Annotated in this window: 19 protein-coding genes; 8 read left to right on the plus strand and 11 right to left on the minus strand. The window is 68.0% G+C overall.

Annotated elements, in window-relative coordinates; genetic code table 11:
• Positions 1-3: 3 nt before the first annotated feature.
• From lysA to argH, 3 genes are all read right to left on the minus strand, one after another.
• Entirely contained in the window at positions 4-1290 is a 1287-nt protein-coding gene (gene lysA / locus ACW17W_RS13850; protein WP_492077482.1) for a diaminopimelate decarboxylase, read from the minus strand.
• A gap of 72 nt (positions 1291-1362) precedes the next feature.
• Positions 1363-1602, minus strand: coding sequence for a hypothetical protein (locus ACW17W_RS13855; protein WP_492077483.1), 240 nt, complete (start codon positions 1600-1602; stop codon positions 1363-1365).
• Positions 1599-3026, minus strand: coding sequence for an argininosuccinate lyase (gene argH, locus ACW17W_RS13860; protein ID WP_492077484.1), 1428 nt, complete (start codon positions 3024-3026; stop codon positions 1599-1601). Before argH ends, ACW17W_RS13855 begins: the two co-directional genes overlap by 4 nt.
• 157 nt (positions 3027-3183) lie before the next feature.
• Between argH and ACW17W_RS13865 the strand changes: the two genes are divergently transcribed.
• Entirely contained in the window at positions 3184-3642 is a 459-nt protein-coding gene (locus ACW17W_RS13865) for a TlpA family protein disulfide reductase (protein ID WP_492077485.1), read from the plus strand.
• Positions 3643-3848: 206 nt separating this feature from the next.
• On the opposite strand, the gene ACW17W_RS13870 is transcribed toward ACW17W_RS13865, so the two are convergent.
• Positions 3849-4184, minus strand: a complete 336-nt coding sequence (locus ACW17W_RS13870) for a hypothetical protein (protein WP_492077486.1) — start codon at positions 4182-4184, stop codon at positions 3849-3851.
• 94 nt (positions 4185-4278) lie between these two features.
• Positions 4279-6387, minus strand: a complete 2109-nt coding sequence (locus ACW17W_RS13875) for a malate synthase G (RefSeq protein WP_492077487.1) — start codon at positions 6385-6387, stop codon at positions 4279-4281.
• 445 nt (positions 6388-6832) lie between these two features.
• On the opposite strand from ACW17W_RS13875, the gene ACW17W_RS13880 reads away from it, so the two are divergent.
• Entirely contained in the window at positions 6833-8347 is a 1515-nt protein-coding gene (locus tag ACW17W_RS13880; RefSeq protein ID WP_492077488.1) for a DEAD/DEAH box helicase, read from the plus strand.
• A gap of 53 nt (positions 8348-8400) precedes the next feature.
• Here the strand turns inward: ACW17W_RS13880 and ACW17W_RS13885 are convergent, their stop codons facing one another.
• The 3 genes from ACW17W_RS13885 to ACW17W_RS13895 form a co-directional block, all read right to left on the minus strand.
• Positions 8401-8658, minus strand: a complete 258-nt coding sequence (locus ACW17W_RS13885; RefSeq protein WP_492077489.1) for a type II toxin-antitoxin system RelE family toxin — start codon at positions 8656-8658, stop codon at positions 8401-8403.
• Between the two features lie 65 nt (positions 8659-8723).
• The gene (locus ACW17W_RS13890; protein ID WP_492077490.1) at positions 8724-8984 is read right to left on the minus strand and encodes a hypothetical protein; all 261 of its coding nucleotides are present in this window, start codon (positions 8982-8984) and stop codon (positions 8724-8726) included.
• A 105-nt stretch (positions 8985-9089) separates the two neighbouring features.
• Positions 9090-10394, minus strand: a complete 1305-nt coding sequence (locus tag ACW17W_RS13895; protein WP_492077491.1) for an OmpP1/FadL family transporter — start codon at positions 10392-10394, stop codon at positions 9090-9092.
• Positions 10395-10673: 279 nt separating this feature from the next.
• Here ACW17W_RS13895 and radC point away from each other — a divergent pair, with 279 nt between their 5' ends.
• The 6 genes from radC (at position 10674) to ACW17W_RS13925 (ending at position 14188) form a co-directional block, all read left to right on the plus strand.
• Positions 10674-11453: a RadC family protein gene (radC, locus tag ACW17W_RS13900; protein WP_492077492.1), complete on the plus strand. Its 780-nt coding sequence runs from the start codon at positions 10674-10676 to the stop codon at positions 11451-11453.
• A 32-nt stretch (positions 11454-11485) separates the two neighbouring features.
• On the plus strand, positions 11486-12007 hold the full coding sequence (locus ACW17W_RS13905; RefSeq protein WP_492077493.1) for a GNAT family N-acetyltransferase: 522 nt from the start codon (positions 11486-11488) through the stop codon (positions 12005-12007).
• Between the two features lie 74 nt (positions 12008-12081).
• Positions 12082-12330, plus strand: a complete 249-nt coding sequence (locus tag ACW17W_RS13910) for a BolA family protein (RefSeq protein ID WP_492077494.1) — start codon at positions 12082-12084, stop codon at positions 12328-12330.
• A gap of 3 nt (positions 12331-12333) precedes the next feature.
• Positions 12334-13257: an aldo-keto reductase family protein gene (locus ACW17W_RS13915; protein WP_492077495.1), complete on the plus strand. Its 924-nt coding sequence runs from the start codon at positions 12334-12336 to the stop codon at positions 13255-13257.
• A 136-nt stretch (positions 13258-13393) separates the two neighbouring features.
• Positions 13394-13753 (plus strand): Grx4 family monothiol glutaredoxin, encoded by a 360-nt coding sequence (gene grxD / locus ACW17W_RS13920; RefSeq protein ID WP_492077496.1) that lies wholly within the window; start codon positions 13394-13396, stop codon positions 13751-13753.
• A gap of 6 nt (positions 13754-13759) precedes the next feature.
• Complete coding sequence (locus ACW17W_RS13925; protein WP_492077497.1) at positions 13760-14188, plus strand: acyl-CoA thioesterase; 429 nt, start codon at positions 13760-13762, stop codon at positions 14186-14188.
• Positions 14189-14201: 13 nt separating this feature from the next.
• On the opposite strand, the gene ACW17W_RS13930 is transcribed toward ACW17W_RS13925, so the two are convergent.
• The 3 genes from ACW17W_RS13930 to ACW17W_RS13940 form a co-directional block, all read right to left on the minus strand.
• Positions 14202-14846 carry a hypothetical protein gene (locus ACW17W_RS13930; protein ID WP_492077498.1) on the minus strand — a complete coding sequence of 215 codons (645 nt, stop codon included), beginning with the start codon at positions 14844-14846 and terminating at the stop codon, positions 14202-14204.
• Between the two features lie 38 nt (positions 14847-14884).
• The gene (locus tag ACW17W_RS13935; protein WP_492077499.1) at positions 14885-15298 is read right to left on the minus strand and encodes a hypothetical protein; all 414 of its coding nucleotides are present in this window, start codon (positions 15296-15298) and stop codon (positions 14885-14887) included.
• Positions 15299-15511: 213 nt separating this feature from the next.
• On the minus strand, positions 15512-15904 hold the full coding sequence (locus tag ACW17W_RS13940) for a hypothetical protein (protein WP_492077500.1): 393 nt from the start codon (positions 15902-15904) through the stop codon (positions 15512-15514).
• Positions 15905-15928: the final 24 nt, after the last annotated feature.

Consider the following 15928-nt stretch of genomic DNA (forward strand, 5'->3'; position numbering starts at 1 on the left):
GCCCTACAGCCACTCCGCCAGCGGTTCGCGCGCCAGCATCTCGTCATAGGTCGGGCGCGGGCGGATGACGGCCCGGCGGGCGCCGTCGACCATGACCTCGGGGACCAGGGGCCGGGTGTTGTATTCGCTCGACATCACCGCGCCGTAGGCCCCCGCCCCGGTGAAGACGACCAGATCGCCGGCCTGCAACGGCGGCAGGTCGCGGTCGCGGGCAAAGGTGTCGCCGGTCTCGCAGATGGGGCCGACGATGTCATAGGCCGCAGGGGCGTTGTCGCCCCCGACCGCGCGCGGACGGACGGCGACCACCTCGTGGAAGGCGTCATACATGGCCGGGCGGATCAGGTCGTTCATGGCCGCATCGACCACGAGGAAACGCCGCCCGTCCTCGCGTTCGGTCACCTGAATGACCCGCGCCAGCAGCACCCCGGCGTTGGCGGCCAGCAGCCGGCCCGGCTCGAACGCCGCCTCGACGCCCAGTCCCGCCAGCACGCGCGCGGCCATGGCGACATAGTCCTCGATCGAGGCGGTCGGCGCCCCGCCCGCATAGGGGACGCCCAGTCCGCCGCCGAGGTCCAGCCGCGTCACCTCCAGCCCCCGCCCACGCAGGGTCTCCGTCATCGACCGCAACAGCGTGAAGGCGGCCTCCAGCGGGCTCAGGTCGGTGATCTGGCTGCCGATGTGGCAGGCGAGGCCCACCGGATTTACATGGGGCGAGGCGGCGGCGCGGGCGTAGAGGGCCATCGCCTCATCCGCCGGCACCCCGAACTTGTCGCCCTGTCCGCCCGTGGTGATCTTGGCGTGGCCGCCGGCGCCGATTTTCGGATTGACCCGGATGGCGATGTCCGGGACGGCGCCCGCGGCCCCGGCGACCGCGATCAGCCGGTCCAGCTCGGCCGGGCTCTCGACATTGATCTGGCGCACCCCGACGCCGACGGCATAGGCCAGTTCGGCGTCCGTCTTGCCCACACCGGAGAAGATGATCCTGTCGGCCGGAACGCCGGCCTTCAGCGCCCGGCGGATCTCGCCCTCGGACACCGTATCGGCGCCCGCGCCGAGCTTTGCCAGCGTCGCCAGCACCGACAGGTTGGAGTTGGCCTTGACCGCAAAGGCGATGAGGGCGTGACCGAGCGCGTCCCGGCGCGCCGCCACGGCTCCGGCCAGCAGGTTGTAGTGCCGTGTCAGGGTCGCGGTCGAATAGACATAGGCGGGCGTCCCGACCTGATCCGCCAGATCGGCCAGCGAGACGTCCTCGGCGTGCAGCACGCCGTCCTTGAGATCGAAATGGTGCACGCGGTCAGGTCCGGGGAAGCGGTCTCGCCTCGTTAGACGACCCGGCCCCCTCCGTCACCCTCGCCGATGACCCTACTGCGGATCGCGCCCGGCGGCGGGTGCGCCTAGGGGGTTGACCGGGCCGCCGTCGATCGGCTGCTGGGTCGAGGGACGGTTGATCGTGGCCGGGTCAGCCAGTTTAGGGGCCCAGCGGTCGCGCTGGGCGCGTTCGGTCTCGCGCGCCGGCGGCGCCTCAAGGTCCGCCATCTTGCCGCAGGCGGCCGCCGAGACGGCGATCAGGGCGCAGCAGCCCGCGAGGATCAGCTTCTTCATGTGAGGCGCAACTTCCATTCGGCGATCCGCGCGCGGACCTGTTCCGGCGCGGCCCCTCCGAAGCTCTGGCGGCTGGCGCAGGAAGCTTCGGGGGTCAGCACCTTATAGACGGCTTCGGTGACGCCGGGTTCCAGTGTCTGCAATTCTTCCAGTGACAATTCCGCGAGACCGACACCCCGGGCCTCCGCCATCTTCACCGCCGCCCCCGTGACATGATGCGCCTTGCGGAAGGGCAGGTTCAGCTCGCGCACCAGCCAGTCGGCCAGATCCGTCGCCGTCGAGAAGCCCGCGCCCGCCGCCGCCGCCATCTTTTCCGTGTTGGGGATCAGGGCCGAAACCATGGCCGTCATCGCCGTCAGGGCCAGATCGAGGGCGTCGAACGCCTCGAACACCGGCGGCTTGTCCTCCTGCATGTCCTTGGAATAGGCCAGAGGCAGGCCCTTCATCACGGTCGACAGGGCGACGAAGGCGCCGAGGATCCGCCCTGTCTTGGCCCGCACCAGTTCGGCGGCGTCGGGGTTGCGCTTCTGCGGCATGATCGATGAGCCGGTTGTCAGGTCGTCCGGCAGGGCGGCGAAGCCGAACATCGGCGTCATCCAGACCACGATCTCCTCGCCGAGGCGCGACAGATGCCCCGCCGTGATCGAGGCCGCCGCCAGACTTTCCAGCGCGAAATCACGGTCGGACACGGCGTCCAGCGAATTGGCCATCGGCCGGTCGAAGCCCAGCGCCGCCGCCGTCGCATGACGGTCGATCGGGAAGGGCGACCCCGCAAGCGCCGCCGCGCCCAGCGGGTTCTCGTTCATCCGGGTCCGCGCATCGGCGAAACGGCCCGCGTCCCGCCCGAACATCTCGACATAGGCCATCAGGTGATGGCCGAACGTCACCGGCTGGGCGGTCTGCAGATGGGTGAACCCGGGCATCAGGTCGCCCGCATGCTCTTCGGCCCGCGTCAGAAGCGCCGACTGCAGCGCCCTGAGCTGATGGCCGGTCCGGTCGCAGGCGTCGCGCACCCACAGGCGGAAATCGGTCGCCACCTGGTCGTTGCGGCTGCGGGCCGTATGCAGCCGCCCCGACGGCTCGCCGATCAGTTCCGACAGCCGGGCCTCCACATTCATGTGGATGTCCTCATAGGCGTCGCGGAAGGGGAAGGTCCCGCCGGTGATCTCGCCCTCGATGGCGTCAAGCCCCTTCAGGATCGCCTCGCCGTCGGCGGTGGCGATGATCCCCTGCTGGATCAACATGCGGCAGTGCGCGCGCGATCCCGCCAGATCCTGGGCCCACAGCCTCTGGTCCACGCCGATGGAGACATTGATGGCCTGCATGATGTCGGCCGGCCGCGACGAAAAGCGCCCGCCCCACATGTCTTGACCGGTCGTATTCGGATTGGTCTTGGAGCCGGGGTCAGGCAAAGGATCGGACATGGTCGGCTCTAAACGAATTGTGTTGGCGATGGCGGGCGCGCTTCTGCTCGGCGCAGCGGGCGTCGGCGCGTTGCTATACGTCAACCGGGAGCCGCCTGCCAAAGCTTCCGCTGATAAGGGTGCGAAATCCGGGCTCGCCCGGTTCGCAATCGGCGCCATGGACAAGCTCCGGACGCCCGCCGATGTCGTCGTGGCGCCGGACTATGTCTTCCGCGATGCAACCGGCGCCGGGGTTCGTTTCGACGCGTTCCGGGGCAAGGTGGCCGTGGTCAATCTCTGGGCCCTGTGGTGCGCGCCGTGCCGCGAGGAGATGCCGACCCTCGCCGCCCTCGCCGCCGCCTATGCCGCGAACCCGGACGTCGCGGTCGTGCCTGTCAGCGTCGACCTGCCGGACCAGGTTGCCGACGCCCGCGCCTTCATCTCCAACAATGCCCCCCTGCCCTTCTACAGCGACCCGAAATTCCAGTTGCCGTTCGAGTTCGCCGGCAAGGGCGCCATGCCCCAGACCATCCTGCTGGACCGTCAGGGCCGCGTTCGCGCCCATCTGACCGGCGGCGCCGACTGGTCCAGCCCCGAGGCGAAGGCCCTGATCGACGCCCTGCTGGCGGAGGGGTGATCGGCAAGGTTCGTCCCTCTCCCAGAGGGAGAGGGCTTGAGCGCCCGGGAGCCGAAGGCGATCGGACTTGCGCGAAAGGGTGAGGGGTCATGCCCTCACCGGTTCGCACCTTAACCCCTCACCCTTTCGGCTGGCGCATCGCTACGCTCTGCGAGCCTCAAGCCCTCTCCCGCCGGGAGAGGGAAAGCAGGGCGTCCCGCCCGCCCTCAGTCCGCCGGCACGCGGCGGTCCGTGGCGGGATCGATGGCGCCCGGACGGCCCTCGGCGGCGGCCTCGGCCTGTTCGGCCTCCAGCTTGTCGGCGACCTTGCCGGCGCTGCTCTCGACCGCCTGGGCCGCCTTCATGGCGCCGGCCTCGACCACCTCGCCCGTACGGGCGGCGAGATCGCCTGCGGTTTCACCGGCGCGCGCAGCCGCGTCCTCGGCCGTCTCTCCGGCCCGGTCGGCCTGGACTTCGGCCTTTTCGGTTTCGGCCTCGGTGCAGGCGGCGGCCCCGAGGGTCAGGGCGGCGAAGGCGGCGATCAGGGGAAGGCGAACGGACATGAGTCGGGCTCCGGCGGTTGGCGGGGGTGAATTCTCCCGATCAACGCTCCGGCCACGCTTGGGTTGCCCCCTGCGTCAGCAAGGCCGGCTGGCGTCAGCCCGCCGCCTTCACCCGCCGGCGCCAGGCGTGCAGCAGCGGCTCCGTATAGCCATTGGGCTGATCCACCCCCTTGAACACCAGATCGCGCGCCGCCTGGAAGGCCGCACTGCCAACCGGATCGCCGGCCATCGGCCGATACAGCGGGTCGCCGGCATTCTGGACGTCGACCTTCGCCGCCATCCGCAACAGGGCCGCGTCGACCTGTTCGGGCGTGCAGACCCCGTGCAGCAGCCAGTTGGCGATATGCTGCGAACTGATCCGCAGCGTCGCCCGGTCCTCCATCAGCCCGATGTCGTGGATGTCCGGCACCTTGGAACAGCCGACGCCCTGATCGATCCACCGCACCACATAGCCGAGGATGCCCTGGGCGTTGTTGTCCAGTTCGTCGGTGATGTCCTGGTCCGACCAGTTCACACCCTCAGCCAGCGGCGGGGTCAGCAGATCGGCCAGACCCGGGATCGGCCGCTGTGCGACCTCTTTCTGGACCGCGAACACATCCACCGCATGATAGTGCAGGGCGTGCAGGGTCGCCGCCGTCGGCGACGGGGTCCAGGCTGTGTTGGCGCCCGTCCGGGGATGGCCGATCTTCTGCTCCAGCATCTCGGCCATCCGGTCCGGCGCGGCCCACATCCCCTTGCCGATCTGGGCCCGGCCCGACAGGCCATGCTTCAGCCCGATGCCGACGTTGCGCGCCTCGTAGGCGGAGATCCATTTCGACGACTTGATCTCGGCCTTCCGCACCACCGGCCCGGCCTGCATGGCCGTATGGATCTCGTCGCCCGTGCGGTCCAGGAAGCCGGTGTTGATGAAGACGATCCGGTCCTTCACCGCCTGGATACAGGCCGCCAGATTGGCCGAGGTGCGTCGCTCCTCGTCCATCACCCCGACCTTGACCGTATGACGCGCGACGCCGATCAGGTCCTCGACCGCGTCGAACAGGTCGTTGGTGAAGGCCGCCTCGTCCGGCCCGTGCATCTTGGGTTTGACGATATAGACCGAGCCCGCCCGGCTGTTCCGCTGTGTCCCCAGCCCCCTCAGGTCGTAGAGGGCGATCAGACTGGTCACTATGGCGTCGAGGATGCCCTCCGGCGCCTCGGCCCCGTCGGCGAACATTACCGCCGGATTGGTCATCAGATGGCCGACGTTCCTCACGAACAGCAGCGACCGGCCCTTCAGGGTGATCGTCGAGCCGTCCGGCGCCGTGAAGTCGCGATCGGGGTTCAGCCGCCGGGTCAGGGTCTGGCCGCCCTTGTCGAAGGTCTCGACCAGATCGCCCTTCATCAGCCCCAGCCAGTTGCGATAGGCGAGGACCTTGTCGTCCGCATCCACTGCCGCCACCGAGTCCTCCAGGTCGCAGATCGTCGATAGCGCCGATTCCAGCACCACATCGGAAATCCCTGCCGGATCGGTCTTGCCGATCGGGTGGGCCGGATCGAACACCACCTCGATGTGCAGGCCGTTGTTGCGGAACAGCAGTCCCTTGGGCGAATGGCCGACGAACTGCGACGGGTCCTTCAGGGCCACGTCCGGCCCGACCTCCGTCAGATCGATCCACGATCCGCTCGCCAGGGGGACCGCCTCATCCAGAAACGCCCTGGCCCGCGCCACGACCCGGGCGCCGCGCCCCGCGTCATAGGGGCCGGCCGGCGGCAGGTCGCCCAGCGCATCCGTGCCGTAGAAGGCGTCATAGAGGCTGCCCCACCGCGCATTGGCGGCGTTCAGCAGGAAACGCGCATTCAGGATCGGCACCACCAGCTGCGGCCCGGCCAGCCGCGCCAGTTCGTCGTCGACGTTTTCGGTCGCGATGGTGAAGTCGCCGGGTTCCTCGACCAGATAGCCGATCTCCCTCAGGAACGCCTCGGTCGCCGCCGGGTCGTTGGTCTGCCCGCGTCGCCCATGATTCCAGTCGTCGATCCGCGCCTGCAGCTCGTCGCGCACGGCCAGAAGAGCCCGGTTGCGCGGCGTGAAGCGGTTGAAGACATCCGCGAACCCGGCCCAGAACTCCCCGGCCTCGATGCCCAGGCCCGGAAGCACCTCCGTCTCGATGAAGGCCGACAGGGGCTCGGCGACGGACAGGCCAGCGCGGGTCGAATAGGCGGTCATGTGGAGTCCTCGGGAGGGAGAAGGAGGTCGGACGCCTTCCGCCTGTAACATTACGTGATCGGTGATGGGAAGCCGTGATCTTCCACTGTCGGCGCCCTGCGCTGCGCGTCCGACCCGTGTCGGCCAGCACCGACTCCACCTCAGCCGGATCTTCAACTTAAGCAGTTGCCTTGACTCGGCCGCAGTTTGCGCCCATTTGCGCTGCGTCGCACAATTGCGATCTCCGGCGTCTCCAGCGCGTGTGGGTCTTCCTCCTCGATGAAGATCTGTCTGTAGAAGCCGCCGGCCCCTCAAGTTTCATTCGCTGCCCGGACACGCGGGGCGGCGCCCGATCCACCCCGTTGCGGCTCCCTTCCCGGAGCCAAGTCGGGACTGGCGGTGCGCGGCCTTTTCGGCGTTGAGCCATGGCTGTTGCGCGCTGCCGCATACGCGAAAGAACACCTCCGTGAGCACACTCACCTTCGACTCCATGGGTCTGAACCCCGCCCTGCTGACCGCCCTGAAGGCGGAAGGCTATGTCACCCCGACGCCGATCCAGGCCCAGGCCATCCCCGATGTCATGGCCGGCAAGGACCTGCTGGGCATCGCTCAGACGGGCACCGGCAAGACCGCCGCCTTCGCCCTGCCGATCCTGCACCGCCTGGCCGAGAACCGCATCGCCCCCAAGCCGCGCACCACCCGCGTCCTGGTCCTGTCGCCCACTCGTGAACTGGCCAGCCAGATCGGCGACAGCTTCAAGGCCTATGGCAAACACCTCGGCTTCCGCGTCGCGGTCATCTTCGGCGGCGTGAAATACGGCGCCCAGGAACGCGCCCTGCAACAGGGCCTCGACATCCTCGTCGCCGCCCCGGGCCGCCTGCTGGACCACATGCAGCAGAAGACCCTGGACCTGTCCTCGACCGAGATCTTCGTCCTCGACGAGGCCGACCAGATGCTGGACCTCGGCTTCATCAAGCCGATCCGCCAGATCGTCAGCCGCATCCCCGCCAAGCGCCAGAACCTGTTCTTCTCCGCCACCATGCCGACCGAAATCGGCAAACTGGCCGGCGAACTGCTGAAAGACCCGGTCAAGGTCTCGGTCACGCCCCAGGCGACGACCGTCCAGCGCATCAACCAGTCGATCATCCACATCGAACAGGGCCGCAAGCGCGCCTTGCTGACCGAGATGTTCTCGGACCCGACCTATACGCGCTGCCTGGTGTTCACCAAGACCAAGCACGGCGCCGACAAGGTTGCGGCCTATCTGGAGGCCGGCGGCGTCGAGGCCGGCGCCATCCACGGCAACAAGTCCCAGCCCCAGCGTGAACGTACGCTGGAAGCCTTCAAGAAGGGCAAGCTGCGGGTTCTGGTCGCCACCGACATCGCCGCGCGCGGCATCGATGTGGACGGCGTCTCCCACGTCGTGAACTTTGAACTGCCCTTCGTGCCGGAAGCCTATGTCCACCGCATCGGCCGGACCGCCCGCGCCGGCGCCGACGGCACGGCCATCAGCTTCGTCGCCGGCGACGAGATGAAGCTGCTGCGCGACATCGAGAAGGTCACGCGCCAGAAGATCCCGGCCATCGACCGCCGCAACGACCGCACCCTGGCGGCGCTGGACGCGACCATCATGGCCCTGGGCGTCGGCTCCAAGGCCACGATGCCCGACCGCGAAGGCGGCGACCGCAATGAGGGCGGCCGCGGCCGTCGCAACCCGCGTCGCGACGGCGTGCGGCTGGAAGGGGGCGGTCAACCGCACCGCGTCCGCAAGGCCGGCCCGCGCGAAGAGGCTCGCCCGACCCCGGACCGCGCCTTCGATCCGCTGGCCCGCGAGCGTGCGCGCTCGGTCAACAATGATCCCCGCAACGACGCCCGCCCGGCTCCGGCCAACGCCGGCGCCCCGCGCCCCGACGGCGAGATCAAGCGCCGCCCCCGCCGTCGCCCCTCCAACGGCGGCAAGGGCTATGTCGCCAAAGGCTGAGCGTCACAACGCTGAATGACAGAACGGCCGGCCCCGCCAGGGACCGGCCGTTTTCAGTAGATGCCGCCTCTTGGACCGACATCGATGACCACGACGATCAGACGGTCCTTCCGAGGCGTATAGATGATGCGCACATCACCGACGCGAACGCGAAGGTTGTCGCTGCCCTTCAACGCCTTGACGTTACGGGCCCTGAATGGATCGGCGCGCAGTTCTTCGAGAGCGTCCGAAACCCGCTTTCGCATCTCCGGGTGAAGCGCGGCTAACGCCTTGTCCGCCTTTCGCGAGAACGCCACCGTCCACACTGTCATTCACCCCCATCTGCCAGACGAGGATCTGAACACGGGCTCCAGGTCCGCAACGCGGTATCGCGCACCTATTTGCCGGGCGCCGGAATGTTGTACTTCGCGCGCACTTCCTCGAGGGTAATCAGCGGCTCGGGATCGGGATTGAGCCGGTATTCCTGGATCCGCGCATTATCCACCGCGTCCTCCCATACCTCGAACGTCTCGGCGGACATCAGGATGATCTCGCGGCCTTCGTGCATCAGGGTCGCGAACCCGCCCCCGGCGTCCATCTTTTCGATGGCGGCCTTGAGCACAGAATTATCGGCGGTGATGGGGCTGGCGTCATCCATAGCGGCCTCCTGAAACCGCAATATATCACACGTCCATCATCGAACAAAAAAATGGCCGGCCCCGCCAGGGACCGGCCGTTTTGGCATTCACGCCCTTGAGCGCGATCAGAACGCCCAGCGCACCCCGACCGAGGCGGCCAGGCCGGCGCCCTCGGCCGTTCCGCGCAGCCGGCTGGTCGTGGCCGCGGCCGTGCCGGGATAGAAGGTCCGGTTCGACGAAATGTCGCTGTCCGCAAAGGCGATATAGGTCAGGGCCGTATCGACCGTGACCGACGGCGTCGCCTTGACCGACAGACCGCCCGAGACCAGCCAGCGGTCGGCGTCAGGGATGCGGGCGGTGCGCTCTCCGTCCCGGGTCGGGGTCGGATCATAGCCCAGGCCGCCGCGCACCGTGACGCGTTCGTTGGCGACATAGTCGAAACCGACGGCCCCCGTGGTCACGTCCTTGTAGTCCTGGATGATGGCGTCTCTGCCGGTTCCATAGGCCACGCGGATGGCGTCGAACTCGGACCAGCCGATGCGGTTGACCTGGGCGTTCAGCGTCAGCCGGTCATTGACCGCATACCGGACCGAGGCGGTGGCGAACCATGGCGTATTGAAACTGGCCGTGCCCTTCGTGGCGACATTGCCCGCCGCGATCGGCCCCAACAGGCCCGCAATGGCGATGTCGCCCTCCAGTTCATGTTCGATCGCCGAGCGGTAGCTCAGTCCGAAGTCAAACCTGCCGGCATGGGCCTGGGCGCCGACGTTCCAGCCGAAGTCGATCCCGTCGCCCTCAAGACTGTTCGTGGCGTCCGGCAGCAGGGGCGACAGGTTCGGCAGGGCCGAGGTCAGCTTGGCCTTCACATACTGGGCGTCCAGGCCGACGCCGACGTCCAGCCAGTCGGTCACCTGCATGGCGCCCGTCAGGCCGATATTGGCCGAACGCAGCTCGGACGTCAGGGCGTCGTAGCGGGCGAAGGAGGTCGGCTGGTATTTGGTGGTGAAGTTGTAGGGGGCCGCCACGCTCAGCCCGATGGCGAACCGGTCGCCGACAGGGGTCGAGATGGCGAAGTTCGGCACGATGCCGCTTTCGATCGGGTCGATATTGTGGCCTTGCCCCTGCACCGGGAAGGTCGCCCCGCCCGGGTAGACGATGGACGAGCCGGCGTTGTCGACGGTCGAATCGATCAGCAGGCCATGCGCGCCCACATAGACCTCGCGTCCCGAACGGGCGATGGCGGCGGGGTTCCACCACAACGATCCGACCCCGCGATCGGCGCCTTCACCGGAATAGGCGCGACCGGCTGCACGGGCCGACTGTTCCTGCAGGTAAAAGGAGCCGGCCAAGGCCGGCGTGGCGACGGACGCCAGCAAGACAGCGGCGACGGCCAGCCGGCCGCCCTGACGGGAGGGTGTGGAATTGATCATCTCAGGCCTTTCGGGCGCTCTCGATGATCGGGGGCGACCCAGGGTGTTCGGGGAGGGGGAAGTCGGGGAGGACCTTCCGCCGCCAAATGCGTGGAGCAAAGGGAAGTTGCAAGATCCGCGGCAATATTTGTTCGAAACGCGCATACAGAGCGGCATTTTTGGACAAACCAGACCGATTAAGGCGATTTTTAAACACGATCAATGTTCATCGAACGCCTGTGGCCCGCTTGATCCCCCCGGCCGAAACGTTACCGTCGGTCCGCAGCCGCCGGATGCCCCGTGACCGACCCACAGCCCGATCCCGAACCAGACCCCGACCCCGCGACGACGGACGCGTCGGACGCGCGCGGCCGCAAGACTCCGGCGCGTCACAGCGGCCACCGCGACCGGCTGCGCGAACGGGCGGCGAAAGGCGGCATCGACGCCCTGCCCGACTATGAGTTGCTGGAGCTCCTGCTGTTCCGCAGCGTCCCCTACAAGGACACCAAGCCCCTGGCCAAGGCTCTGCTGGCCCGGTTCGGCGGTCTGGAAGGCCTCGGGTCCGCCAGTCATGAGGCCATCGACGCCCAGGTCGCCGAGGGCCTGGGCTATCCGCGCGGCAAGGCGTCACGGGCCACGGCGCTGGACCTTCAGCTGATCTTCGACACGGCCCGTCGCGTGGCGCGCGAGCCTGCCGCCAGACGTCCGGTCATCTCGTCCTGGACGGCCCTGCTGGCCTATGTCCGGGTCGCCCTGCAACATGAACCGCGCGAGCAGTTCCGCGTCCTCTATCTGGATCGCAAGAACCAGCTGATTCTGGACGAGATCCAGAACAGGGGCACCATCGACCATGCCCCCGTCTATCCGCGCGAGGTGGTGCGTCGGGCGCTGGAACTGTCGTCGCCGAACATCATCCTGGTCCACAATCACCCGTCCGGCGATCCAACCCCGTCCCGGGCCGACATCGAGATGACGCGCCAGATCGTGGCCGCCGGCCATCCGCTGAACGTCGAGGTCCATGATCACCTGATCGTGGGGCGGGACGGCGTGGCCAGTCTGAAACAGTCAGGCCTGATGTGACCCCCGCCCGCCGTTGCAGCAATTGAGTTTCGATGACCGACCCCGTCCTGACGACCGAGCGCCTGATCCTCACACCGGTGTCCCGGCCGGATTTTGACGACCTGAAAGTCCTGTGGGCCGACCCGGCCTTCGTGGCGGCCATCACCGGCCGTCCCCTGACGGAGGAAGAGGTCTGGTTCCGTCTGTTGCGCGACGTCGGCCACTGGCGCGTTCTGGGCCGCGGCAACTGGGCGATGCGGCTGAAGGCGACCGGCGCCTATGTGGGCAGTGTGGGCATCCTCGACTACCGGCGCGACCTGACCCCCGCCTTTGATGCGCCCGAACTCGGCTGGGGCGTCGGCGGCGCCTTCCAGGGCCAGGGGCTGGCGCGGGAAGGGGTTGAGGCGGCTCTCGCCTGGGCTGACACCGAACTGAAGGCCGCACGCACCGTCTGCATGATCGCGCCCGACAACCTGCCCTCGATCCGGCTGGCCGGACGGGTCGGCTACATCCCCTATGGCGACGGCGCCTACAAGGACCATACAGTGCGACTGTTCGAGCGTCTGAGACCCTGACAGCCGCCGTAGCCAGCCATTAAGGTTTATGGGCCATCCTGACCGGACAAACCCCGGCCGGACCAATTCTCTCCATGCCCATGTCCGTCGAAACCCTGCGCGGCCACCTCGCCGAGGCCTTCCCCGGCGCCGAGATCGTCATCGATGACCTGGCGGGCGATGGCGACCACTATCGCGCCCGTATCGTCTCCTCGGCCTTCGCCGGCCTGTCGCGTGTCCGCCAGCATCAACTGGTCTATGCGGCGCTGAAGGGGGAGATGGGCGGCGCCCTTCACGCCCTGGCGCTGGAAACCTCGTCCCCTCCCTCCCCTGACGGAGACTGAGCGATGCGTTATCGCCCCTTCGGCGGCGCCGGAGCCGCCGTATCCGACCTGACCCTCAGCCTCGGCCTCGACACGGTTTCGCGCGGCCCGGACGCGGCGGCCGAGCTGATCTATGGCGCGCTTGAGGCCGGGATCAACAGCTATCGACTCGAGAGCGGCGACCCGGTTCTGGCCGAGATCGCGGGACATGCCCTGTCCAGTGTCGACCGCAAACTGCTCAATGTCACCCTGATGCTCGGCCGCCGCGACAGCCGCCGCGACAGCACCCGGGATTTCTCGGCGGAGGGGATGACCCACGCCATCGACCGGGTGTTGCGCGTCTCCCACCTGGGCTGGATCGACATCGCCATCCTTGACGAGCCCGGCGACGACGAACTGTCCCAGTCCTCGCTGAACGCCCTCAAGGCCCTTCGCGCCACCGGTCGGGTCCATTGTCTGGGCGTCGCGGGGGAAGCCCCGGTGATGGACATCTATGTCTCGACCGGCGCCTTCGACGTGCTGTCGACCCCCTACCATGTGGATTCGCCCTGGCAGATCCGCAGCCGTATCCGTCTGGCCCGCGAGCGCGACATGGTCGTCATCGCCCAGGACTATTTCCCCGAGGCGCTCGACACCGCCCGCAAGGCGGCGACGGCCCACGTGCCCAAGAAGGGCCTGTTCGGCCTGTCATTCGGCGGCGGCCCGAAGAAGAGTCCCCTGCACGGCGTGGGCGGTTTCGCCTTCCTGCACCAGACGCCGAACTGGACTGCCGAGGAAATCTGCCTGGCCCACGTGCTGAGCGAGCCGTCGATCACATCGGTGCTCGTGCAGGCCAACAGAAACGACCGCCTCGACGCCCTGGCCGCCGTGCCGGACCGCGACATGCCGCCGGGCCTTGCCGCCCAGATCGAGATGGCGCGCGTCAGCATGGCCGTGAAGGCCGCCTGACGGTGATGATCGCGCCGTCGGATCGGCCTGCCCGACCCCCGTTCTCCGGCTCAGCATTGCGTGAGCGGATACGCCTGCGCCTTGACCCGGGGGTCCGGCATCCCTAGCTGACGCCTGCAACGGAAAGGCCCCCACCGTGACCGACCAAGCCATCCAGACCGCCGCCGACCCCGTCCATGCCTTCATCGGCCAGACTGTGGCCGGACATGACGTCGTCCTGTTCATGAAGGGGACCCCGGACCAGCCGCGCTGCGGCTTCTCCTCCCTGGCCGTGCAGATTCTCGACCAGATCGGCGCCCCGTTCGTCGGCGTCGACGTGCTGCAGGACGAGGCCCTGCGCGAGGGGGTCAAGGCCTTCACCGACTGGCCCACCATTCCCCAGCTCTATGTGAAGGGCGAATTCGTGGGCGGCTCTGACATCGTGCGCGAGATGTTCCAGGCCGGCGAGCTTCACGCCCTGCTCGCCGAAAAGGGCGTCCCCCTCGGCCAGGACTGACCGCCCGTGGCGCGCACGCCCCTGGCGCCGCGTGAGGATCGCGAGATCTTCGTCCTGCCGCTGACGGTCCTGCCTGAACACATCGACGCCAACGGCCACGTCAACAACGTCGTCTACGTCGGCTGGCTGCAGGACGCGGGCACGGCCCACTGGACCGCGCGCTTCGACGAAGCCACGCGCGCGAAATGGTCCTGGGTCGCCGTTCGGCACGAGGTCGACTATTTCCGCCCCCTCGCGCCCGACGCAGCGGACGTGAAGGCCCGGACATGGGTCGGCGATCCCCAGGGCCCGCGCTTCAATCGCTATGTCCGCATCGAGGACGCGGACGGCCGCATCTGCGCCCAGGGCGTTTCGGAATGGGTTCTGGTCGATGCGGCGACGATGCGGCCGCACCGCATTCCCGCCGACATGCTGCCGGCGTTCGAAAGACGCTGACCGGTCTCTGGTTTCAGTCTGCCAGACAGGCCGAACAGGCCTCAACGGTGAAACGCGCATTGCAGGCCGCGGAGACCTGAAGACGCGTCATCGAGGTCAACGCTCCACGATAGGCTGAGCAGGCCTCCGGTCCCATGCGCACGGCCGGCGTCTGTTCGACCACCTTGCCGCCGGCGGTCACGGTCAGGCGAGCGCCATCCGCATCGGCGCGCAGTTCCGCCAGGGCGTCACCCTCCCAGACCTGTAGCGCTGAACCGCCGTCGGGGCCGGCCACGAACAGTGTCTTCTGGCGGCTGTCGCGATCATCCAGTGTGAGAAGGGCGTTTCCGGAAGGGTCCATAGTGACATAGCCGCCCCGCTCATGCCCCGCCGCATCATAGATGACCATGCCGGCCGCCTTCTCCCCGCGGGGAATTCGTCGACCGTTTGTCACAGCGTCCGGGAGGTCGCCGCTGATGCGTACACGCTCGACACCGCCCGGGTCGACCACCACGAGCTCCGAAACCGTCAGCGTCCTGTCGCCGCTCCGTACCGTGAAGCCCGCGACCAAAGCCCCCCCGATCAGGACCAGGGCCAGGAATTGCAGACGTCCCTGTCGGACCAGCGATCGGTTGGTCGTCTCCAGGGCCTGGATACGCTGTTCGGCTTCCGGCGTCATGGCAGTCTCTCCGACGGGGTGGCGAGGGGCGCGTCTTCCTAAGGGAGCCGCACTGGATTGCGGATCGTCACGGCCTTGCCCCGGGTCAGACCCAGTTCCTCATAGGTCCAGCGAAGTTCGACGCCGTCGGGAACCAGGGCCTTGCACCGGTCGGGCTGTTCACGCGTGAAGGTCAGGTCCGCGCCGCCTCCGTCCGCCACCTCCACCGCGAAGTCGGCGACAGTGGTGCAGCCGCTGGACTCGACCTGAACGACCACCGCGCCCGCCTCGAAGCGGATCGCACGCAGGGTCTCGGGCGGTGTGGGCGCCGCTGTCGTGGTCTGGGACCCGACCGTCACGGACACCCCCTCCCCGCCCGTCGAGTCATAGATCACGCAGGCGGACAGCAAGGGCGCAAGCGCGGCAGCCGACAATGCGGCAAAGGCCATCCTGGTCTTCACTGCGGCAGCCACTACTGGCTGTCCGCCGGGGCGGTCTGGATCACGCGGGTGGTCGGCTTTTCGGTCGAGATGACAATACAGCCCGACAGCAGCGGAGCGGCGATGACGACGGCGATGACGAGACGCAGCATGGATATATCCCCTTCTTGATAACGTTTCGCTTGATCGCCCGGGGCCGCGGGAAACACACGTGAATAATCGGAAAGGCGCGTGCCGATACCGGGCTCAGCCGGCGTCGGGCGAGAGCTGATAGGGGTTCTCGATCGTCACACTGGCGCCCGGCTTCAGTCCCAGTTCCTCGAACGACCAGCGCACCTCGATCCCGTCATCGACCGGACGAACGCAGCGGTCCTCGGAGATGCGCCTGAGGCTGACGACAGACGCGCCGCCCCGAACCGAAACGACGGGCAACAGGCTGTCCTTCGTCGTGCAGCCGTTGGAGGTGACCCAGAAGACGGTCAGATCATTGACCACCGCCGCCGCCCGGACGGGCTCCAGCTGGCCCGGCATCGACGCCGTGTCAGGCCCGGCAGCCCGAGGCATGGCCGCCTGCAAGGCCGAGCATCCGGACACAGCGCCCGCCGCCAGACCGATCAGAACTGCACCCGCCCGCTTCATCGACCGTCTCCCACAAGCGAACCA

This window comes from Brevundimonas sp. FV1ye29L (assembly GCF_058681095.1).